This is a genomic window from Embleya sp. NPDC059237, from assembly GCF_042754105.1.
In the GTDB taxonomy this organism is placed as follows: domain Bacteria; phylum Actinomycetota; class Actinomycetes; order Streptomycetales; family Streptomycetaceae; genus Embleya.
Genome location: NZ_JBHZAE010000014.1, coordinates 141,000 through 161,279 on the forward strand (window position 1 = coordinate 141,000; position 20,280 = coordinate 161,279).

The following is a 20,280-nucleotide window of genomic DNA, read 5'->3' on the forward strand; positions in this document are numbered from 1 at the left end:
TATCGTCACGCCGGTCGAGCGGAATGATCGACTCCGGTGGGGGCACCGGGTGTGCTCGAACTCGCGCGCATACGGCACTGGTTGCAAGGAACGACGGATCGTACGGACTTCAGGGGTGAGACACGTGGGCCAGGAACCGCCCGAGCCGGCCGCGCAGGCCGGCAGGATCCGAGCTGCCGGGGTCGAGCGCCGGTTCGGTCGCGGCGCGAGTCGCGTGCACGCGCTCGGGCCCCTCGAATTGGAGGTCGCGGCCGGCGAGTTCTGCTGCATCGTCGGCCCGTCCGGGTGCGGCAAATCCACCTTCCTGCGGATCGTGGCCGGCCTGGTCAAGCCGACCGCCGGCCGGGTCGAGGTGACGGCCGCGACCGCGAACCCCGCCGCGATGGTTTTCCAGAACTACGGCATCAGCCCGTGGAAGACGGTGCTGGCGAACGTCCGGTTCGGCCTGGACCTGCGTCGGGTGCCCCGCAAGGAGGCGAATGCCCGAGCCCGCGACTGGTTGGGCCGACTCGGACTCGCGGACTTCGCCGACCGTTACCCCGCGGCCTTGTCCGGCGGGATGCAGCAGCGCGTGTCGATCGCGCGGGCCCTCGCGGTCGAGCCGGAAATCCTGCTCATGGACGAGCCGTTCGCGGCCTTGGACGCGCAACTGCGGACGATCCTGCAGGACGAACTCCTCGAGATTTGCCAGGCCGACAAGCGCACCGTCCTGTTCGTCACGCACAGCCTGGAGGAGGCGCTGGTCCTCGGCGACCGCGTCCTGGTGATGTCCGCGCGCCCGGGTCGACTGATCGCCGAGCGGGTACCGCCGTTCGTCCGCCCCCGCACCGGAGAGGTGCGCAGGTCACCGGAGTTCGCCGCGATGCAGGCCGAACTGTGGGAACTGCTGCGCGGAGAGGTCGAGCAGGGGAGGGGTGTGGGCCGGGAGACGGGCCCGGATCACGAAACGGGCCCGGAGACGGACCCGGATCCGGTTCGGGACCCGACCCAGGGCCGCGCGCGCAACCAGGATCAGGAATCGGGCAAGAAGGAGGTCGCACCGTGACGGTCACCGTGAAGGACGCCGCGCCGATCCGGGTGCTGGTCCGCGAGCCGGGCCCCGCGGAGCGTGATCCCGGCCGGGCGCGGACGCGACGCCGACTCCTGGAGATCGGCCTGGCCGTCGCCGTTCCCGTGCTGCTCCTGCTGTGGTGGCAACTCGCCGCGAAGCAGGGGTGGATCGACGACCGGCTCTACCCCGCGCCCTCGACCATCGTTGCGGACGGCTGGTCCGACGCCACCGACGGCAAACTGTGGCCGGACGTGTGGGCCACACTCGCCCGGGTCCTGCCCGGCTACGCGATCGGCGCCCTCGGCGGATTCGTCGTCGGCCTCCTGATGGGTACCAACGCGCTGATTCGGGCCGCGCTCGAACCCACCCTGGACGCCCTGTACGTGGTGCCGAAGCTCGCGCTCCTCCCCATCTTCATGACCATGTTCGGCCTCGGCGAGGCGCCGCACATCGCGCTCGTCGCGGTGACGGTGTTCTTCTTCGTCTGGATCGCCACGATGGCCGCCGTCATCGCCGTGCCCGACGGCTACCGCGAGGCCGGAGCGGTCTTCGGCGCCGGCCCCTGGCAGATGTTCCGACACGTGTTGCTGCCCGCGTCGCTGCCGCAGGTGATGGTGGGCCTGCGGATCTCGGCGGGCGTCGCGGTCCTGGTCATCATCGCCTCCGAAGGAATCGCCTCGCCCGACAACAGGGGCCTGGGCTACGTGATCTTCAATTCACGGCAACTCTTCGACAACCGCGCGATGTTCGTCGGAATCATCGTGGTCGCCATCGTCGGCGTGCTGTTCTCCGAGCTGATCCGCCGCGTGGGCCGACTGTGCACCCCGTGGGCACCGCGCGACCGCGGTCCCGGGCAGTCCTGACCCGACGTCACCACCTCCGCCGGGCCGGCTCGCGCCCGGCCGGCCCGAATACCACGGGCGCACCGACCCCGAAAGGCACATCATGGCGAGACGTGGATTCCTCACCACCACCGCACTGTTGGCGTGCACCGCGCTGCTCGCCGCGTGCGGCGGCGGCTCTTCCGACTCCGGTTCGAACCGGTCCAAGTCCCCGCAGCCCAAGCGTGCGATCGAAGCGGTCGCGGGTTGCGAGAAGGCATGGACCGACCCGGCCGACCTGGCCCCGACCCGCAAGCCCGCGCGCTGCGCCGCGGGTTCGCCCGCCGCCAAACCGCTCGCGCAGAAGGCAAAACTCACCGTGACCGCGGGATCGTTGTCGGCCGAATACCTCGGGCCGCTGCGCACCGCGATCGCCAAGGGCGAGTTCGCCAAGGAGGGCCTGGACGTCGAGCTCAAGCAGATGCCGGCCACCGACGCGATCACGCTGCTCGCCAAGGGCCAGGTGGACGTGCTGTATTCGGCGCCCGAGGCCGGCATGGTCAACGCGGTCAAGCAGGGCTTCGACATCAAGTGGGTCGCGGGCAACTACTCGGCGGCACCCGAATCCAAAACCGGAGTCTGGGCCAGGGTCAAGAACGGCCGGACCGGAGACGCGGTCGACCTCAAGAACGCGCGCTTCGGGACGCTGGTGGGCAAGACGTCGGTGATCATGTACCCGATCCAGAGTGTGCTCGCCCGGCACAAGACGAAGCCCACCGAGGTCTCGTTCCAGCAACTGGACGGTGCGGGTGTGCCCGAGGCGTTCAAGAACGGCGGCATCGACGCCGCGTGGCTGCTCGACCCGGTCTGGAAGGACTTCGAGGGCAAGCCGGAGTACACCTTCCTGGGTGGTCAGCCGGTCGGCGAGCCGCTCGGCGGAATGCTCTACGGGCAAAACCTCCTGGAGAAGAACCGGGACGCCGGCGTCGCGTTCCTGCGCGCGCTCATCCGCACCGTGAACACCTACTTCGCCGGCGACTACAAGCAGGACCCGGCTTTCGTCGAGGAGTTGGCGACGACGCTCGGCAGCAAACCCGAACTGCTGAAGGCCGTGCCCGCGCAGGTGGTCGACTGGGAGATCCGCGGCGGCACGACCGACCGGGTCCAGAGCATGTACATCGAGGGCAAGGTCATCGAGGCCCCGGCGCTGCCGGAGGACAAACTCGTCGACCGCTCCTTCTACGCCGAGGCCGTGGGCCACACGACACCCTGACCGCGCCGGCGACCGCACGGGTCGCCCATGAGCCATCGGTCGAACGCGGCGCCGCCGACGTCGACGACGTCGGCTTCGGTGGCGTCGGCTTTGACCGGTCAGGCCGGCACGCGGCGGAAGCGGGCCAGGGCCGACGCGCCGAGTACCACGGCGATCACTCCGACGATCAGGGCGACGATGCCGCCGCCCAGGCCGTTGCCGGTCCCGAGGCCGCCTTCGGCGGTGACGACGACCAGCAGCCCGAGGGCCGCGCCGACCGTACCCGCGGCCAGAGCGACGAAGGCGCCGTTGCATCCGGTGCCCGGTCCGGAGCGGGTGCGGGCGCGGCCGGTGGCGCGGGCCAGGGCCAGGGCGCCGACGATCGCGCCGGCCGGCCCGAGCAGGGCCGCCACGGAGGCGCCGATCCGCCTGGACGCGCTGCGTGCCGGCGCCGCCGGGTTCCTCGTCAAGGACATCGTGTCGGAGGACTTCCTGCACGCCGTACGCGTCGCCGCGCGTGGCGACGCGCTGCTCGCCCCGTCCATCACGCGCAGGCTGATCGACCGGTACATCACCCAGCCACTGCCCGGAGCCGCCACCGGCCCGGACGAACTGACCAACCGCGAACGTGAATCCGTCGCCCTGGTCGCCCAGGGACTGTCCAACGACGAGATCGCCGCGCGCATGGTGATCAGCCCGACGACCGCGAAAACCCACATCAACCGAGCCATGACCAAACTCCACGCCCGCGACCGCGCCCAACTGGTGGTCATAGCCTACGAATCCGGCCTGGCCACCCCAAGAGGCAGCACCTGACCCCAACCCACCCACCCCAACACCAACGCGACACCTGCGACACCGCGCCAAGGCATGCCCGCGGCGGCGAGCGCGCAGAGCGTGAATCGCACCGCACCGTCGTGCGCAGGCCGCGGCGGGCCGGGTGTTCATCGGCGTCCCAGCCGATCCAGACCGTTTGCAACCATATAGAAAATGGTTCACAGCGATGATTGCCCGACCATGATCCCGCTCGTCGGGTGTTTGCGGGACCTGCTCGTCAATGGCCGGTGAATCGTGGTTGGGTCTTGTTGAGGAAGGCGTCCACCGCTTCCCGATGGTCTGTGGACTTGCCGGCGCGGAGTTGGAGGGCGCTCTCCTTACCCAGCGCCCTTGCGAGCGGTAGCGTGGCCGCGCACACCAGGGCCTCCTTGATCGCGGCGAACGCCACCGTCGGCCCCGCCGCCAGGCGTCGGGCGAGGTCGTTCGCCGTCGCCGCGACGGCCTCGACGGGCACCACGCTGTTGGCGAGTCCCAGCTCCAACGCGCGCGACGCCGAGATCGTCTCGGACAGCATCAACAACTCGGTCGCCCGAGCGTGTCCCACCAGCCTCGGCAGGGTCCACGATGCTCCCGAGTCGGCACCGAGCCCGATGCCCGCGAACGCCGGGTTCACCGTCGCGGTCTCGGCGAAGACCCGGAAGTCGCACGCGAACGCGAGTGCCGCCCCGGCGCCCGCCGCCACACCGTTGACGGCCGCGATCACCGGCTTGCGCATCGTGGTCAGGGCCATCACCAGCGGGTTGTAGTGCTCGGCGACGGTGCCGAGGGCCGCCTGGGGGCTGCGGGCCAGTTGCTCCCGGTGTTGCCGCAGGTCCTGGCCCACGCAGAAGGCGCGCCCGGCGCCGGTGAGCACCACCGCCCGCACCTCCGCATCGCCGGCGGCCCGGGCCAGTGCCTGGCGCAAGGCCACCTTCGTCGCGTGGTCCAAGGCGTTGAGGGCGGCTGGTCGATCGATGGTCACCGTGGCTACGGCGTCGACGCACTCGTATCGGACGAACTCGCTCATGGTCGTACTCCTGGGTCGCGATGGCGCGTGGCGAGCCGACTCGGTCGTGTCGAAAAGGGCGCGGCGCCGCCCGCCGCGCGGTGGACGGTCAGGTCGCCTGGATCCGCAACCCGCCCTCGTCCTGGGCGTCTTCGCGCAACCGGGTGCGGATGGTCATCCGGGTCCGGTCCGCGCGGAACAGGTCGTGGGACAACTCGAAGACCCGTCCCTGGTGATCCGCCGCCACCCGGACGACGGAGATCAGTGGCGCGCCGGGCTCGACCTCCAGCACCCGGGCTTCGTCCGCGGTGGCGGCGACGACCTCGATTTCCTCGGTGACTTCGGCCGGTGTGGTGCCGTAGTGCTCGGCGATCAGCTCGTACACGGATCCGCCGAGGGGGCATTCCAGGAGGCCGGGGAAGTGTTCGGCGACGAGTTGCGCGTGTTCGAGGCTGATCGGCCGGCCGTCGGCGAGTCGCAGCCGCACCAGGTCGAACACGAGGTCGCCGGACGACAGGCGCAGCCGTCGGGCGGTGTCCTTGTCCGCGGAGCGCAGCGCGGTGGACAGCACGTTGGTGCCGGCTTCGAACCCCTGCCGGCGCAGGTAGGCCGGTACGCCGACGGCCGCGGAAAGGTCGCGCTCGGCCTTGCCGTGACTGACGAAGGTGCCGCCGCCGCGTCCGGGCACACGGCGTACGACGCCGCTTTGTTGGAGGGCATCGAGCGCCTGCCGCAGGGTGGATCGGCTGACGTCGTACTGCTGGGCGAGGTCGCGTTCGCCACCGAGCTTGTCGCCGGGCCGGAGCAGACCGCTGCGGATCTGGTCGAGGATGCGGCGGCGGACGTCCTCGGCGGTGCCGGACGTCGGGACTGGGGCTTCGTCATGTTCCATGGACACAAGTATGGTTTACACCATTTCCGGATTCGGTTGCCTCCGGTACTCCAAACGGCCGTACGGTCGTCGGCGGAACCGGAGGCGGAGCCGAGGCGCGACGTCAGGTCGCCCGCTCCGTGGATTCCTCCAACACCACGCGGCCGATCAGCGCGAACCGATGCGGCGCCCGGACCTTCGTGTAGAGCGCGAGCACGACACCGAACACGGCGACGCCGAGCACCAGGTAGGGGATCATCCGAAAGATCGTGCTCCGCGACGCGGCGCCGCCCGCCGTGTCGAGGTTTTGGAAGAGCAGGACCACCACGTGGACCATTGCGATGCCGCCCACCAGCGGCGCGGCGAACGTGCGGAGCGGGTGGGCGGTTTCGGGGTGCTTGCGCCGCACGTGGAAGTAGCCGATGACGGCCGCGGAGCTGAGGATCTGGACGATGAGGATGGCCATCGTGCCCAGGACGGACAGGACGACGAACAGGTCGAGGTAGGGGTCCTTGCCGGCCAGCGCGAAGCCCAGGACCAGTGTCGTGGCGATCGCGCACTGGACGTGGCCGGCGACGTGGGGCGAGCCGTGTTTCGGGTGTGTGGCGCCGAGGGTGCGTCGGGTGCCGGGTACGACGTCTTCCCGGCCGATCGCGTAGAGGTACCTGGACGCGCAGTTGTGGAACGCCATGCCGCAGGCGAACGAGCCGGTGACGAGCAGGATTTGGAAAAGGGTGACGGCCCAGTCGCCGAGCAGGAGGCGGGTCGGCCCGAAGAGCAGTTCGGCGGGCGAGTCGCCGCCGGCCACGCGCACCGATCGGTCCAGTCCGTTGGCGGCCACGACCATCCAGGACACGAAGACGTAGAAGACGCCGACGCCGACGACCACCAGCATGGTGGCGATGGGGACGATGCGCTTGGGGTCACGGGACTCCTCGCCGTACATCGCGGTCGACTCGAAGCCGACCCACGACCAGAAGGCCATGAACAGGCCGAGGCCGACGCTTGCGCCGGCGACTCCCGAGGCGGCGTGGAAGGCGTTCAGGGGGTTGACCACCTGCGGTACGAAGCCGTCCGGGCCGCCTCCGTGCACGAGTATCGCCATGGCGAGCGCGGTGAGGATGAGCACCTCGGAGACCAGGGCGAGGCCGAGGACCTTGCTGGTCAGGTTGATGTCGAAGTGCGACAGCACGGCGTTGAGCGCGAGCATGAGCAACGCGTAGCAGAGCCAGGGCAGCGAAATGCCGAAGAGGTCGGCCGTGGTCAGTTTCGCGAAGTAGGCGAACAGGCCGGTCAGCGACGCCTCGAAGACGATGTAGGCGACCGTGGCGAGCAGTCCGGCGCACATGCCCGCGACCTGGCCCAGCCCATGTGAGACGAAGCCGTAGAACGCGCCCGCCGCGGTGATGTGCCGCGCCATGGCCATGTAGCCCACGGCGAAGACGGTGAGCACGATGGTGGCCACGAGGTAGCCGGCGGGAGCGCCGGTGCCGTTGCCGAAGCCCACGGCCACCGGCACGTTGCCGACCATCGCGCTGATGGGTGCCGCGGTGGCCACGGCCATGAACACCACGGCCGTGAGGCCGACCGCGTTGGGCCGCAGCCGCTGCACGTGCTCTCGCGGGTCGGGCTCGGGCGGGTGGGGCGTCGTTCTCGAACCAATATCGGTCATGGCATCGACCTTTCAGTGGCTACGGTCGGCATTGTGATCGTCTACGACGGAGATCCCCTGATAAATGTGGCTTTTGCGAAGATTCATCGGCGGGATACCGGCGATGCTGCCACTGCTGTACGAGGCCAGGCAAGACCTTCGCGGCATACGGTTGAGTTGTTGCGAGCGTTGACAACCGAAAAGCTAATCGGTACACATACGGTATGAACCAAAACAGCGGCCCGGACGTGGTCCGCCCATCGAGGAAGGAGTGATGATGCGCGACTACGGCTTCGTCTCCTACGCATCCAGAGACGACTTCTTCGATCGCTCCCGTGCCGCGTGGAACCCCGGCAAGACGCAGTTCTGGCTGGACCAGGGCGTCGACCTCGTCATCGATCGCCGGGAGGGGTATCACCTCTGGGACGCCGACGGTCGAAAGTTGATCGACGTCCACCTCAACGGCGGCACCTACAGCCTCGGCCACCGACACCCCGAACTGGTCGCGGCCATGAACGAGGCGATGACCCACTACGACGTGGGCAATCACCACTTCCCGTCGGTCGCCCGCACCGCACTGGCGGAACGCCTGCTCGCCACCTGCGACGGCACCATGGGCAAGGTGATCTTCGCCGCCGGCGGCGGCGAGGCGATCGACATCGCGCTCAAGACCGCCCGGCACGCCACCAAACGCCGCAAGATCGTGTCCATTCGGAACGCGTTCCACGGCCACACCGGACTCGCCGTCAACGCCGGCAACCCGCGGTTCTCACGGTTGTTCCTGGTCGACGAGCCGTCCCAGTTCCCCCAGGTCGACTTCAACGACCTGGCCGCGATGGAGTCGGCACTGCGCGGCGGCGACGTCGCCGCGGTGCTTGTGGAGACGATCCCGGCGACCTACGGCTTCGTGATGCCCGAACCCGGATACCTCGCCGGGGTCAAGGACCTGTGCGAACGGTACGGGACCGTCTACATCGCCGACGAGGTACAGACCGGCCTCATGCGCACGGGCGAGATGTGGGGCATATACAAGGCCGGCGTCTCGCCGGACATCCTGGTCACGAGCAAGGGCACCGCCGGCGGCCTCTACCCCCTGGGCGCGGTCATCGTCGCCGACAAGGTTGCCGGCTGGCTGGACGAGGACGGCTTCGGCCACATCTCGACCTTCGGCGGAGCCGAACTCGGCTGCATCGTCGCGATGAAGGTCCTGGAGATCACCGCCCGACCGCAGACCGGAGCAACCGTCGCCTCGATCGCCGCCCGCCTCGCCCGCGGACTGGCCGACATCCGGTCCGATCACCCGGACTATTTCGTCGGCATCCGACAGAACGGCCTGGTGATCGGCCTGGAATTCGACCACCCCACGGGCGCCCAACTCGTCATGCGAGCACTGTACGAGAACGGCGTCTGGGCCATCTTCTCCACACTCGACACCCGTGTCCTCCAGTTCAAGCCGGGATTGCTGATGTCACCCGAACTCGTCGACGACCTGCTCGAACGCCTCCACGCGGCGGTCGGCCAGGCCCGCGCCGCCGCCCGAGCGACGTCCGGACGCGCCGCGTGAGCGCCCGGCGGGACCGGACCCGCACCACCGAGGCCCGCACCACCGATTGGGGCCCCGATCCGGCGGCACACGCGCGAACCCTGCTGGAACGCGCGCGCTGGGCAGCCGACGAATTCGCCGCGCTCGACCGCGCCCGGGTCGACCGCATCGTACGAGCCGCCGCACAGGCCGGGCACGACAACGCCGCCCGCTACGCGGAATGGGCGGTGCGGGAAACCGGGATGGGCGTGGTCGCCGACAAGACCACCAAGAACGAGGCGTGCTCGCTGGGTCTCCTGGCCCGCTACGGAGCCGAGGACCATGTCGGCGCCCGCTTCGACGCGGACGCCAAGATCCTGGAAATTCCCCGTCCCGCAGGGGTCGTCGTCGCCCTGACACCGTCGACCAACCCGGTCTCGACCGTCTACTTCAAGGTCCTGCTCGCCCTGATGACCCGGAATGCCATCGTCATCAGCCCGCACCCCGCGGCCAAGGCCGCCAGTGCGGACGCCGCCCGCACACTCAACGCGGCGGCCGTGGCGGCCGGAGCACCCGCCGACGTCGTCCAGGTCGTCGACGAACCGACCATCCCCCTGGTGGATGCCCTCATCACCGACCCCGGCTGCAGTGTCGTACTGGCGACCGGTGGAACCCCCATGGTGCGCGCCGCCTACAGCTCCGGGAACCCGGCCCTGGGCGTCGGACCCGGCAATGTGCCCGTGCTCGTCGACGCCACGGCCGACCTCGTTGCGACCGCCGAACGCATCGTGGCCAGCAAGGTGTTCGACAACTCCGTCCTGTGCACCAATGAATCGGTGCTGCTGGCCGAAGACTCCATAGCCACGGACCTGTTGCGCGCTCTGGAGAACGCCGGCGCACACGTGTGCGACCCCGTCGAGCGCGACCGCCTGCGGGACTGGCTCTACCCCGAGGGCCGCCTGCGCGCCGCCGCCATCGGCCGGGACGCCGCCTGGATCGCCGAGCAGGCCGGACTCCGCATCCGTCCGGGCAAGCGGGTACTCGTCGCGCCGTTCGAGCGCCCCTTCGAGGAACCGCTCACCCAGGAGAAGCTCTGCCCCGTCCTGGGGTTCCACCCGGTGGCCGACGCGGCCGGCGGCATCCGACTGGCCCGGCTGCTGCTGCGCCGGGGCGGACGCGGACACTCCGCCGCCATCCACAGCCGCGACCGCGCCACCGTCATGGCCTTCGGAGCGGCTGTGGAAGTTGTCCGGGTCAGCGTCAACGTCGGTGCCAGCCTGGGCAGTTCGGGATTCGAGACCAACCTGGCGCCCACGATGACCATCGGTACGGGGTTCACCGGCCGCAGCTCGCTCGGCGAGAACCTGGAACCGCGCCACCTCGTGCAATACACGCGCATGGCGTACAACCGGGATGCCGGCGTCGCGTTCGACGACTTCGCGGGCATGCAGCCGTGGACCGCCCGGCCGACGCCGCCGGCGGCTCGTCCGGCTCCCCACGACACGGCCCGGCCGGTCGGCGCATCCCACGCTTCCAACGGTCAGGCGGCCGGTCGGGAACTCGGCCTGCTGCGCGAGGAGATCCGCCGGCTCGTCCGCGCCGAACTGCACAGCGCGCTGGGAGCCCACCATGGCTGAACTGCGCTCGTTCATCTTCATCGACCAACTCCAGCCACAGACCATGTGCTACCTGGGCACCTTCGTGCGAGGCAGCCTGCCCCGCACCAACATGTCGGCGCAGATCATCGAAGTCGCGCCGGGTCTGGACATCGAGCCGCTCACCGACGTGGCGCTGAAATACGCCGATGTGCAGGCCGGCATCCTGGTCGTCGAGCGGCAGTTCGGCTACCTCGAAATCCACTCGCGGTCCACCGACGCCGTGCGCTCGGCCGCCGACGCCATCCTGGACGCACTGGGCGCGGATCCCGCCGCGGTGCCCGCCCCGACCATCCTGGCCGACAAGACGATCACGAGTGTCGATCCCAGACATGCGTTCCTCATCAACCGGAACAAGTCCGGCTCGATGGTCCTGCCGGGCGAGTCACTGTTCACCCTGGAGGTCACCCCGGCGTCCTACGCGATCCTCGCCACGAACCAGGCCGAGAAGGCCGCCGACATCAAAGTCGTCGACTACCGCATGATGGGCGCCACCGGGCGCGTCTACCTCAGCGGTTCCGAATCCGACGTCCGCATGGCCGCGGAGGCCGCGCGCGAAGCCGTGCGAGCCAGGCCGTGAACGGCACGCCGTCGGCCGTCGGCGCGTCGGCCGTCGGGACCTCGTGGGACCAACTGCGCGGCCTCGTCGCCGAGGCGGTCCGGGAAGCGGTCGCCGAATTGACCTCCGCCGGGGCGGGCCGGGGGAGCTCGCCGCCCTCTGCCGGCGTCGCACCGACCGCCGCCGAGCCGACCACCGTCGCACCTACCGTCGCCGCACCGGACAACCGCCCTGTGCTGCTCCGGGACGACGCGGACCTCGCGCGTTTCGTACGGCTGCTGCTCGACCTCACCGCAACACCCGAGGGGCGGGCAGCCCTCGACGACCGCAGGATCCGGTTCCGGCTCGACCACGCTCACCCCGCCCACGCCCGCGGTGCCGAGCCCGCTCCGGCACAGGGCGTACATCGGATCGAGCGCGGCGCCGTCGGCGAGGCCGCGGTCACCGCGGCCGCCGCCGCCGGACACCACATCGTCGCCGGCCCCCGCGCCGTCATCACCCCCCTGGGGCGGGACACGGCCCGCCGACTCGGCATCCGCATCGACCGGGAGGAGACCTGATGCGCATCGGCACCGTCACCGGATCCGTCTGGTCGACCCGACGCGTCACCGGCGTTCCGTCCGGCGCGTTCCTGACCGTGGCATTCGAGGCGTCACCGGAGGTGATCATCGCGTTCGACGTCCTGGGAACCGGCGTCGGCGAACGTGTACTCGTGGCCCAGGGCATGAGCGCCGCCCGCCGATTCCCCGACAACGCACCGATCGACGCCTTGATCATCGGCTCCGTCGACGAGACCTCCACCACCCACCGCACCTCCTGAACACGAAAGTTGGGACCTCATGTCCGACGCCATCGGAATGATCGAAACCCGCGGCTACGTCGCGGCGTTCGCCGCCGCCGACGCCATGGTCAAAGCCGCGAACGTGACCATCATCAGTCGCGAGGAGGTCGGCGACGGCCTGGTCGCGATCGTCATCAACGGCGACGTCGGAGCGGTCAAGGCCGCCGCCGACGCCGGCGCGGACACCGCCGCCCAGGTCGGCGAACTCGTCTCCGTCCACGTCATCCCCCGCCCCCACCCCGAAGTGAACCGGCACTTCAACGGCGGCGGAAACACCACGGGCTGAGCGCGATGACAACGACCTCCGACGAGCCGACCGGGGGCGCCACACGGCGGCGCCCCCGCACCGCGCAGGACCGCACCGCTGCGCCGGCTGTCGCGCCGCAGCCCGCCGCACCGCAGGCCGCCCCGTCGCAGCCCGCCGCACCGCAGGCCGCCCCGTCGCAGCCCGCCGCGCCGGCGACCGAACTCCGCGTATACCTGACCCTGCGCAGCCTGCAGCGGCAGTTCGCCGCATACTTGGGGACCCCCACGCGAGCCCGCGGCTATCCACCCCTGGAAGGCGACCACGCCCTGATCATCGAAGTGGCCCCCGGACTGGCCATCGAGCGTGTCATCGACCTGGCGCTCAAGGCCGTACCCACCGCGGAACCCGGGCTGCTCTTCGTGGAACGCCAGTTCGGCATCCTCGAACTCCACACCAAGAAGACCGACGACCTGGAGCGCGCCGGCGCCGCCATCCAGGCCGGGATCCGCCGCAGCCCGACCGACCAGCTCAAGCCCCGCCTGCTGTACACCGACGTGATCGAGGACGTCACCGACCAGCACGCGGTCATCCTGAACCGCACCCGCCAGGCATCCATGATCCTGCCGGGGCAGACGCTGCTGGTGATGGAGATGACCCCCGCGCTGTACGCGGCCCTCGCCGCGAACGAGGCGGAGCGCGCGGCGCCGAAGAACACCCTGGTCGACGTGCAAATGATCGGCGCCGCCGGCCGCGTCTACATCAGCGGCACCCTGGAAGACGTCACCACCGCACGCCACGCGATCGACGCGGCACTGGCGGCCGTCGAGGGACGTGACCACTGAACCGACGAGTCCGGTCCAGCCGGCTCCACCGCCCCCGACGCCACCGCCCCTTCGGCTGTCCGCGCCCTCAGGAGAAGGCATGTCCCCCGAAAGACCCGAGTCCGACCGCGACGACACACCACCCGGTGCCGTCGCCGATGAACCGTACGACTCCCTGGCACGCCGCATCCTGCCCGCGTACGGCATCGACCGCGACACCCCGCTCGAACTGCTGAACCTCTCGGAGAACGCGACCTATCGCATCCACGCCGGGCCGGGCGCGGCCCCGCGCATCCTGCGGGTCCACCGTCCCGGCTACCACACGGCCGCCGAGATCCGGTCCGAACTGGCCTGGGTCGCGGCACTGCGCAACGAGACCGAGATCGCCACCCCGGAGCCGATTCCCGCCTCGGACGGCCGCCTCGTCGTCGGCGTCGATCCGCTCACCGCGGGCGGGCAGCGGCGGCATGCCGTGCTGTTCCACCTCATCCCCGGTGACGCTCCGGACGAGAACGTGCCCGCTCCGCAGTTCGAACGCCTGGGCGAAATCACCGCCCGCCTGCACCGGCACGCCGAAACCTGGACGCCTCCCGCCGGGTTCACCCGGATGCGGTGGGACCTCGCCGCGATGCTCGGCACACACGCGCACTGGGGACGGTGGCAGGACGGGCCCGGCGCCGGCGGCGAGGTCCGCCGGGTGCTCGCGGACACGGAAGCGATCATTCGCCAACGGTTGTCGCGATACGGAACCCGTCCGAGCCGATTCGGCTTGATCCACGCCGACCTCCGGTTGGCCAACCTTCTCGTGCACGGCGACCGGACCGCGGTGATCGATTTCGACGACTGCGGGTCCGGCTGGTTCCTGTACGACCTGGCCGCCGCCCTCACCTTCCTCGAGGAGTCCCCGCAGGTCCCGGACCTCATCGGCAGTTGGCTCACCGGCTACCGCCGGGTCCGCGCGCTCACCACCGAGGACGAGAACGAGATCCAGACCTTCATCATGCTCAGACGCCTGATGGTCGTCGCCTGGCTGGGCTCGCACCCCGACACCGACCTCGCGCGGGCCAAGGGCGCGGCATTCACGGAGGCGAGCGCCGAACTGGCGGACGCATACCTCGGCAAACAGAACCGATGGTGGCGCGGTCGGTCGGCCAACAGCCGCTGACCGCCGCACCGCGGATTCGTCCTGCCCACGGCGCCGGCGCCCGGGCCCGACCCACATCCGACCGACTCCACCCGAAACACCACAGGAGCATTCATGACACCCCCATCCATGGACGGCCGCCGTGTCGTCGTCACCGGCGGCTCGAAGGGCATCGGGAAGGGAATCGCCGCTGTCTTCGCCCGATCCGGAGCCCACGTGGTCATCACCGGCCGCAACGCCGCCGACGTCCACGCGACCGCGACGGAACTCACCGGCACGAGCGGGAAAGTCACCGGCATCGCGGCGGACGTCGGCGACCCCGCGGCGATTACGCGGCTCGCCGACGAGGCGGTCGAGGTACTGGGCGGCGTCGACGTCGTCTGCTGCAACGCGGGCATCTTCCCCAGCGCGCGGCTGACCGACCTCACCGCCGAGCGCATCGACGAAGTCTTCAACGTCAACCTGCGCGGCACCATGCTCACCGTGACGGCCTTCCTGCCGGCCCTGCGGCGCAGTGCGCACGCTCGGGTCGTGGTCACCGCGTCCATCACCGGACCCGTCACCGGCTACCCCGGCTGGAGCCACTACGCGGCCAGCAAGGCCGGACAAATGGGCTTCGTACGGGCCGCGGCCCTGGAACTGGCCCCCCACGGCATCACGATCAACGCCCTGCTGCCCGGCAACGTGCTCACCGAGGGCGTGGCGGACCTCGGTGCCGACTACATCCGCGACATGGCCCGGTCCATTCCGATGGGCAGGCTCGCGACGAGCGAGGAGATCGGCCACGCGGCGCTGTTCCTGGCCTCCGAACACGCGGGGTTCATCACGGGCCAGGGCCTGATCGTCGACGGCGGCCAAGTACTCGCCGAATCACTGGACGCGGTCACCACCGCGGGCGCCTGACGGCTTCGCCGCGCCCGGGCGACGGTTGCGCCCGGTCCGGGGCCGGCGCGTCGTTCCCGCGACCACCGGCCCCGGCGGGAATCCCCGGCCGCCGCGACGACATCGTGCCGGCCACGAAGGCGAGCCTGCCGACGGGCGAGGAGCACCACCGTCGGGGCGGTTCGCGCCGTCGGCCTGTCACCGCGTTGGACAACGACGTGGGTCAGACGAGCTCGCCGGCGCAGTATCGGTGGGGACCGCAGGCATCGCAGCCGTACTCCATACATCCTGTGCAAACGTAGATGTTTCCCATGCGGTATGTGTCCCAGCAGCCCGCGCACACGGCGCGCACGCGCAGCATGGTTTCCCAGCCGTCGTCACCGCCGTTGAAGTCGTGGGAAACGGCGACGAATTCCCCCAACACCGGATCGTGCTCGTCCCGGTGTCGGAGGTACCAGGAGTAGACGGTGAAGAACGCCTTGTCGGTCACCACGTGGTCGCGGCCCCGGCCGTCTCGGACCCACACTTCGACGAGTTGCGCGATGCGCTGTATGAAGGGCAGCCGACCATCGAGAACGACATCGTTGTGGTTCGTCATCGTCATCGCCACAGTATCCGGGCGGACGTGTCTCCCGGACAGCCACGGAGGCGGGTCTCGTCTCCCGGGTTCGTGCTGCGTGGCTCCCGCTGCCCGGTCGGGACTCGATTTCGACTCGCGGGCAAGTATGGCAAAGCAGGGCGACACGGCCTCGGCTACGCCGCGGCCCGACTCAGTCCTGGGCGGTCTCCACGACGTGGATCGTGAACGGTTGCCTGTCGTTCCCGGGCTTGCGGTCGTCCTCGTCGCGGACCGCGACGTAGCCGCCGGTCAGGTCGCCGATGGGGACGGTGTCGGCGATCCGTACCGGGACGACCGCCGTGGCGATTCGGGACTGCGGCAGACCGGCGGGGAAGACGCAGCGCACTCGGTGGCCGTTCTGGAACACGGCGCAGTCCTCCGGGAAGAACGGGCCCTCGGGCGTTACGCCTTGCGGCAGCGTGATCACCACGGTGAACGGTGAGGCCGTCCGGTCCGGCCCGGCGTTGTTGATGAGAGCGTGCACCGTGGTGGTGCTGCCCGGCGCGACGGAGTCCGGATCGATCCGGATGACCTCCAGGTCGGAACCCGACGGGCGAACCGCGGCCGCAACCTGCGCCGAGGCCGGCTCCGTGACCGGGGGAGCGATGGCACAGGCCTGCCCGGCGGCCAGTACCACCAGCGCGGAGCCCACCGTCAGCGACCGCCCGACGAACCCTCGAATCGACCCGTTGCGCGACATCGCCGCTCACCCTGCTCTCTGTGTCCGTCCGTACGCCCCGCATCGTCGAGGGCCTGTCCGGGCCGAGCGTGACCGATCCGCGCGCCGGCGTCCGAGCGACCCGCCCTCGGGTCGCTCGAACGGGCGAAGGCGAACACCGGACGGCGGTACCGCATCCGCGGCGCGACCATGCCCACGACGCCACGGCCGACGGCGGATCCGCCGGTCCGCACGGTCGTGTGCCGAGCCCACGTCCGCGATGTGCTCCCGGCTGCTGCGGCCCTGCTCTCTCGAAGGAACGCCCAAGCCGCAGGCCGTACTTGCCCCGTGGAATCCCGGGCGTCGCGGCCGTGGCGGTCCCGGACGCGTAGGTGCAAATCTCGGAGCCGAGGGCGCCCGTGGTGCATGATTATCCGTATGGAAACGCCTGAGCTCGCGCTCTCTCGCGCCCCTGCCGCGTATGCCTGCATGATCGTCCGCAAGCCCGCCGAGGAGGTGTTCCGCGCCTTCGCCGACCCGGCTGTGACCTCCCGGTTCTGGTACAGCAAGAGCAGCGGGCCGATGGTTGCGGGCGCCGAGTTGCACTGGGAGTGGGAGACGTACGGTGCATCGGCCGACGTCCGGGTCAAGGAGGTCCAGGACGCCCGGCTGATCCGGTTCGAGTGGGGCAACTACGGGCAGCCGACCACCGTCGAGCTGCGGTTCACCCCGCGCGCGGAAGGAGCCACGTTCGTCGAGGTCACCGAGACCGGTTTCGTGGGCTCGGGCGACGACGCCGTGCGCTGGGTGAACGACACCGTCGGCGGATTCGCCACAGCCCTGTGCGCCATGAAGGCCCTGTTGGAATACGACATCGAACTCGGCGCCGTCTCCGACCACCACCCGACCTGACGGGTTCGGCGGCCACAACCGTGGCATGGGTGGTGTCGTCGCGCCATGTCGCGGCGACCAAGGCCGAAAGGCGCTTGGCGACGACACCCGCCAGGCCGAAGCCGCCGTATGTTCCCGGATCGAGCCGGCGCCACTGTTCCGACACAGAGGCGCCGGCCCGTCCCCGGTAGCCCCAGCACGCGGAACAGCCCCTGGTCGAGGCGGACTTCGAGGACGAAGCCCGGATCCCATCGGGCGACTTCCGGTATACGGATGCCGGGAACCGCCAAGCCTCGAACGGTACTTCGGCCGCACACGTCAGGTGCGTACCGCCGGCTCGGTGAGCCGCCGACAGGGATCAGGTCGTCGAGGACGTCGACGACGAACCGGGACGCTGGGCCCGTCGGTCAGTCGATGCCTTCGATGATGCGGAAGTCGCGTTCGTAGCCATCGGGGAGGGCCACCAGAGCCTTCTGGTATGCCTCGCTCTCGTATGCCCCGACGGCCTGTTCGAAGTTGTCGAACTCGACCAGAACGACGCGTTGCGTGATTCCGGCCTCGTGGGCGACGACTCGACCGCCGACGGACAGGGTGCGCCCGCCCCCGGCACGGACAGCCGGACGGGCCAGCTCGTTGTAGGCGGTCAGCATCTCCGGGTCGGAGATGGCGGGGTAGACACTGACCCAGTAGCCCTTGGCCATGGGAAACCTCCTGTGCTCGGCCGGACACGTCCGACGTCGAATCGACACGCGGATTGATCGATCCGCGCGACGGATACTGCGGTCGGTGGGATCGTCATATGCGCAGGTTAGGGCTCGATACGCGGCCGAGGGAAAGACCGGTACGGGATAGAGTCAGAACGGATCGTTATCAATCGGCAGGGAGGGCGCGTGGCGCCGGATACGGTGAGCCTGCGCTACTTCCTGGTGCTGGCGCAGGAGTTGAACTTCACCCGCGCGGCCGCACGGATCGGTATCGCACAGCCCGCACTCAGCGCCCGAATGCGCCGATTGGAGGCGGAACTCGGTACGGCCCTGCTGGTCCGCAACACACGTAGCGTCGTATTGACCACGGCCGGTGCGGCTTTGGCGGAGTCCGCGCCGCCCGCGCTGGCGGCGCTGGACCGGGCATGGGACACCGCCCGCAGCGCGGCGGCCGGTGAACTGGGCACGCTGCGCATCGGATACAGCCTCAGCACCGGGGCCGAGACGACACCGGCCCTGGTGGACAGGCTGATTCGCGGCAACAGCGGACTCGAGGTCGGCGCGGTCCCGATGGCGACCCCCGAGATCTCCCCCGCGGTCGCCGACGGCCGCATCGACGCCGGGATCACCCGCGGTGAACAGCCGGGCCGCGGCGTGCGCCGGTACCTGCTGCGGCGTCAGCGCATCGGGGTCCAGCTGGCGCGGCAACACCCGCTGGCCGAACACCCGGAGATCGAGATCGCCGACGCGGCCGCATATCCGCTGCGACTCCCGGACCGGGCGGCCAACCCCGTGATCCACGATCAGCTGTCCGCACTGTTCCGAGACGCCCGACCGCACCCCCGATTCCACACGCCCGCAGTCTCTTTCGACATGTCTCAGCGCGACCTGCGCGACGGGGTCACCCTCGCCCCGGCCGGAGAAGCCGCGGTCACGGCATCACCGCCCGATCTCACCTGGCGACCGCTGCGGGGCGCGCCCAACCTGACGATCCACCTGGTCCTCCCACGCGAACAGTCCCCATTCCACCGCCGCATCCGTGCCGTCGCCAAAACCCTGGCACACGAGCTGAACTGGCTGCCGGACTGACGCGCAAGAGGCCAAGCGAGACGGACGTCTCGCGTGGGGTGGGAAATCGTGTGGCAGGTATCGCCAACCGATGGATGTGCGGGCCGCGTACAGGACCGCGTTCACCACCTCGCGCCGGTCCGTCGTCGGCGGCCGACCACCGGCACGATTCTTGCGCCGGGCGAGCAACAGCGGCTCGATCAAGGCCTATGGGGCGACGCCGAGGGCGGCACATTCACGCGATGCTCCCGGCCCGCGTACATCGCGTCGCATCGCCGAAGGCGACCCCGCTGCACGTCGCGGGTGCCGGAGACGGTAGAGACGTGGTTGTCGTCGGGTGAGAGGACGAGAAGACGTGGATGTGTACGAAGCCGTGGACACACGCCGGGCCGTGCGGGCGTTCAGCGACGAGCCGGTGCCCAGGGACGTACTCGAACGGGTGCTGACCGCGGCCACGCGGGCTCCGTCGAGTGGGAACCTCCAGCCATGGCACGTGTATGTCGTGACCGGCGAGCCGTTGGCCGAACTGAAGAGGCTCGCGACCGCCAGGGCGCTGGCGGGAGACTCCGGTGACGAGCGCGAGTACCCGATGTACCCGCCCGAACTGGCCTCGCCCTATCGTGACCGCTTTTCCGCCGCGGCCGCGCAGCGGTACGCGGCGCTGGGGATCGAGCGCGACGACCCCGCCAGGCCCACCCGGATCGCTGCCGTGAACGCGGAGGCGTTCGGCGCGCCCGTCGTGCTGTTCTGCTACCTCGACCGGACGATGGGTCCCGGGCAGTGGGGGGACGCGGGCATGTACCTGCAGACGGTCATGCTGTTGCTGAGAGCGGAAGGCCTGCACAGCTGCCCCCAGGTGATGTGGACGATGTATCGCAAGACCGTCGGCCACATCGTCGAACCCGACGACGGGCTCGTGCTGTTCTGCGGTGTCGCGGTGGGATTCGAGAAGGAAGGCGTGCCACGGCTGCGCACCGGCCGGGCGGACCTGGCGGAAACAGTGAGCTTCCTCGGAACGTGACCGCCGGCGGAGCAGCTCCGTAGTCTCGGGAGGCCGAGGGTCATGCCGTGCCCGGGGCGGTGCCGATAGCGCCTGCCGAGCGAAGCGAACGCCCAAGGTCTTGACGCCCACCAGAGCGGCCCACGCGTTCACCCTTTCGCCGACGGTGAATGCCGACCGCCAACCGCGTTGGTGCAACAG

The 20,280-nt window shown here is 70.0% G+C and carries 22 protein-coding genes and 2 pseudogenes; 16 read left to right on the plus strand and 8 right to left on the minus strand.

Going from position 1 to position 20,280, the window contains the following annotated elements; genetic code table 11:
* Positions 1 to 124: 124 nt before the first annotated feature.
* The 3 genes from ACFXKZ_RS35895 to ACFXKZ_RS35905 all read left to right on the plus strand — a co-directional run bounded on the left by ACFXKZ_RS35895 (position 125) and on the right by ACFXKZ_RS35905 (position 3,145).
* Entirely contained in the window at positions 125 to 1,045 is a 921-nt protein-coding gene (locus ACFXKZ_RS35895; RefSeq protein ID WP_380006404.1) for an ABC transporter ATP-binding protein, read from the plus strand.
* Complete coding sequence (locus tag ACFXKZ_RS35900; protein ID WP_380006407.1) at positions 1,042 to 1,914, plus strand: ABC transporter permease; 873 nt, start codon at positions 1,042 to 1,044, stop codon at positions 1,912 to 1,914. Before ACFXKZ_RS35895 ends, ACFXKZ_RS35900 begins: the two co-directional genes overlap by 4 nt.
* Before the next feature lie 82 nt (positions 1,915 to 1,996).
* Positions 1,997 to 3,145: an ABC transporter substrate-binding protein gene (locus tag ACFXKZ_RS35905; RefSeq protein WP_380006410.1), complete on the plus strand. Its 1,149-nt coding sequence runs from the start codon at positions 1,997 to 1,999 to the stop codon at positions 3,143 to 3,145.
* 98 nt (positions 3,146 to 3,243) lie between these two features.
* Here the strand turns inward: ACFXKZ_RS35905 and ACFXKZ_RS35910 are convergent, their stop codons facing one another.
* The gene (locus tag ACFXKZ_RS35910) at positions 3,244 to 3,600 is read right to left on the minus strand and encodes a DUF6223 family protein (protein ID WP_380006413.1); all 357 of its coding nucleotides are present in this window, start codon (positions 3,598 to 3,600) and stop codon (positions 3,244 to 3,246) included.
* Here ACFXKZ_RS35910 and ACFXKZ_RS35915 point away from each other — a divergent pair.
* Positions 3,557 to 3,940 (plus strand): annotated as a pseudogene (locus tag ACFXKZ_RS35915) (DNA-binding response regulator); the annotation flags it as partial. The gene ACFXKZ_RS35910 and the pseudogene ACFXKZ_RS35915 overlap by 44 nt on opposite strands.
* A gap of 238 nt (positions 3,941 to 4,178) precedes the next feature.
* Here the strand turns inward: ACFXKZ_RS35915 and ACFXKZ_RS35920 are convergent.
* The 3 genes from ACFXKZ_RS35920 to ACFXKZ_RS35930 all read right to left on the minus strand — a co-directional run bounded on the left by ACFXKZ_RS35920 (position 4,179) and on the right by ACFXKZ_RS35930 (position 7,489).
* Positions 4,179 to 4,967: an enoyl-CoA hydratase-related protein gene (locus ACFXKZ_RS35920; protein WP_380006416.1), complete on the minus strand. Its 789-nt coding sequence runs from the start codon at positions 4,965 to 4,967 to the stop codon at positions 4,179 to 4,181.
* Between the two features lie 88 nt (positions 4,968 to 5,055).
* Entirely contained in the window at positions 5,056 to 5,838 is a 783-nt protein-coding gene (locus ACFXKZ_RS35925; RefSeq protein WP_380006419.1) for a GntR family transcriptional regulator, read from the minus strand.
* 103 nt (positions 5,839 to 5,941) lie between these two features.
* Positions 5,942 to 7,489 (minus strand): APC family permease, encoded by a 1,548-nt coding sequence (locus ACFXKZ_RS35930; protein WP_380006422.1) that lies wholly within the window; start codon positions 7,487 to 7,489, stop codon positions 5,942 to 5,944.
* A gap of 253 nt (positions 7,490 to 7,742) precedes the next feature.
* On the opposite strand from ACFXKZ_RS35930, the gene ACFXKZ_RS35935 reads away from it, so the two are divergent.
* The 9 genes from ACFXKZ_RS35935 to fabG all read left to right on the plus strand — a co-directional run bounded on the left by ACFXKZ_RS35935 (position 7,743) and on the right by fabG (position 15,160).
* Positions 7,743 to 9,032: an aspartate aminotransferase family protein gene (locus ACFXKZ_RS35935; RefSeq protein ID WP_380006426.1), complete on the plus strand. Its 1,290-nt coding sequence runs from the start codon at positions 7,743 to 7,745 to the stop codon at positions 9,030 to 9,032.
* A complete protein-coding gene (locus tag ACFXKZ_RS35940) occupies positions 9,029 to 10,627 on the plus strand; it encodes an aldehyde dehydrogenase family protein (RefSeq protein WP_380006429.1) in 1,599 nt (532 codons plus the stop codon). Before ACFXKZ_RS35935 ends, ACFXKZ_RS35940 begins: the two co-directional genes overlap by 4 nt.
* On the plus strand, positions 10,620 to 11,225 hold the full coding sequence (locus ACFXKZ_RS35945) for a BMC domain-containing protein (RefSeq protein WP_380006432.1): 606 nt from the start codon (positions 10,620 to 10,622) through the stop codon (positions 11,223 to 11,225). Before ACFXKZ_RS35940 ends, ACFXKZ_RS35945 begins: the two co-directional genes overlap by 8 nt.
* Positions 11,222 to 11,764, plus strand: a complete 543-nt coding sequence (locus ACFXKZ_RS35950; RefSeq protein WP_380006435.1) for a hypothetical protein — start codon at positions 11,222 to 11,224, stop codon at positions 11,762 to 11,764. Before ACFXKZ_RS35945 ends, ACFXKZ_RS35950 begins: the two co-directional genes overlap by 4 nt.
* Positions 11,764 to 12,024, plus strand: coding sequence for a EutN/CcmL family microcompartment protein (locus ACFXKZ_RS35955; RefSeq protein WP_380006438.1), 261 nt, complete (start codon positions 11,764 to 11,766; stop codon positions 12,022 to 12,024). The genes ACFXKZ_RS35950 and ACFXKZ_RS35955 overlap by 1 nt, the downstream gene beginning before the upstream one ends.
* A 19-nt stretch (positions 12,025 to 12,043) precedes the next feature.
* A complete protein-coding gene (locus ACFXKZ_RS35960; RefSeq protein ID WP_380006441.1) occupies positions 12,044 to 12,331 on the plus strand; it encodes a BMC domain-containing protein in 288 nt (95 codons plus the stop codon).
* A 5-nt stretch (positions 12,332 to 12,336) separates the two neighbouring features.
* The gene (locus ACFXKZ_RS35965) at positions 12,337 to 13,134 is read left to right on the plus strand and encodes a microcompartment protein (protein WP_380006444.1); all 798 of its coding nucleotides are present in this window, start codon (positions 12,337 to 12,339) and stop codon (positions 13,132 to 13,134) included.
* Between the two features lie 79 nt (positions 13,135 to 13,213).
* Positions 13,214 to 14,278: a phosphotransferase enzyme family protein gene (locus ACFXKZ_RS35970; RefSeq protein WP_380006447.1), complete on the plus strand. Its 1,065-nt coding sequence runs from the start codon at positions 13,214 to 13,216 to the stop codon at positions 14,276 to 14,278.
* 93 nt (positions 14,279 to 14,371) lie between these two features.
* Complete coding sequence (gene fabG / locus ACFXKZ_RS35975) at positions 14,372 to 15,160, plus strand: 3-oxoacyl-ACP reductase FabG (RefSeq protein ID WP_380006450.1); 789 nt, start codon at positions 14,372 to 14,374, stop codon at positions 15,158 to 15,160.
* Between the two features lie 202 nt (positions 15,161 to 15,362).
* Here fabG and ACFXKZ_RS35980 read toward each other — a convergent pair whose 3' ends face one another.
* Both ACFXKZ_RS35980 and ACFXKZ_RS35985 read right to left on the minus strand, forming a co-directional pair.
* Entirely contained in the window at positions 15,363 to 15,743 is a 381-nt protein-coding gene (locus ACFXKZ_RS35980; protein WP_380006454.1) for a hypothetical protein, read from the minus strand.
* Between the two features lie 166 nt (positions 15,744 to 15,909).
* Complete coding sequence (locus ACFXKZ_RS35985; protein ID WP_380006457.1) at positions 15,910 to 16,458, minus strand: hypothetical protein; 549 nt, start codon at positions 16,456 to 16,458, stop codon at positions 15,910 to 15,912.
* A gap of 396 nt (positions 16,459 to 16,854) precedes the next feature.
* Here ACFXKZ_RS35985 and ACFXKZ_RS35990 point away from each other — a divergent pair, with 396 nt between their 5' ends.
* Positions 16,855 to 17,328: an SRPBCC family protein gene (locus ACFXKZ_RS35990; protein WP_380006460.1), complete on the plus strand. Its 474-nt coding sequence runs from the start codon at positions 16,855 to 16,857 to the stop codon at positions 17,326 to 17,328.
* Positions 17,329 to 17,714: 386 nt separating this feature from the next.
* Here the strand turns inward: ACFXKZ_RS35990 and ACFXKZ_RS35995 are convergent, their stop codons facing one another.
* Positions 17,715 to 18,008, minus strand: coding sequence for a DUF1330 domain-containing protein (locus tag ACFXKZ_RS35995; RefSeq protein WP_380006463.1), 294 nt, complete (start codon positions 18,006 to 18,008; stop codon positions 17,715 to 17,717).
* A 189-nt stretch (positions 18,009 to 18,197) separates the two neighbouring features.
* Here ACFXKZ_RS35995 and ACFXKZ_RS36000 point away from each other — a divergent pair, with 189 nt between their 5' ends.
* Positions 18,198 to 19,100: a LysR substrate-binding domain-containing protein gene (locus tag ACFXKZ_RS36000; protein ID WP_380006466.1), complete on the plus strand. Its 903-nt coding sequence runs from the start codon at positions 18,198 to 18,200 to the stop codon at positions 19,098 to 19,100.
* A 33-nt stretch (positions 19,101 to 19,133) separates the two neighbouring features.
* On the opposite strand, the pseudogene ACFXKZ_RS36005 reads toward ACFXKZ_RS36000, so the two are convergent.
* Positions 19,134 to 19,283, minus strand: a pseudogene (locus ACFXKZ_RS36005) (transposase); the annotation flags it as partial.
* A 151-nt stretch (positions 19,284 to 19,434) separates the two neighbouring features.
* On the opposite strand from ACFXKZ_RS36005, the gene ACFXKZ_RS36010 reads away from it, so the two are divergent.
* A complete protein-coding gene (locus ACFXKZ_RS36010) occupies positions 19,435 to 20,100 on the plus strand; it encodes a nitroreductase (protein WP_380006469.1) in 666 nt (221 codons plus the stop codon).
* Positions 20,101 to 20,280 lie beyond the last annotated feature (180 nt).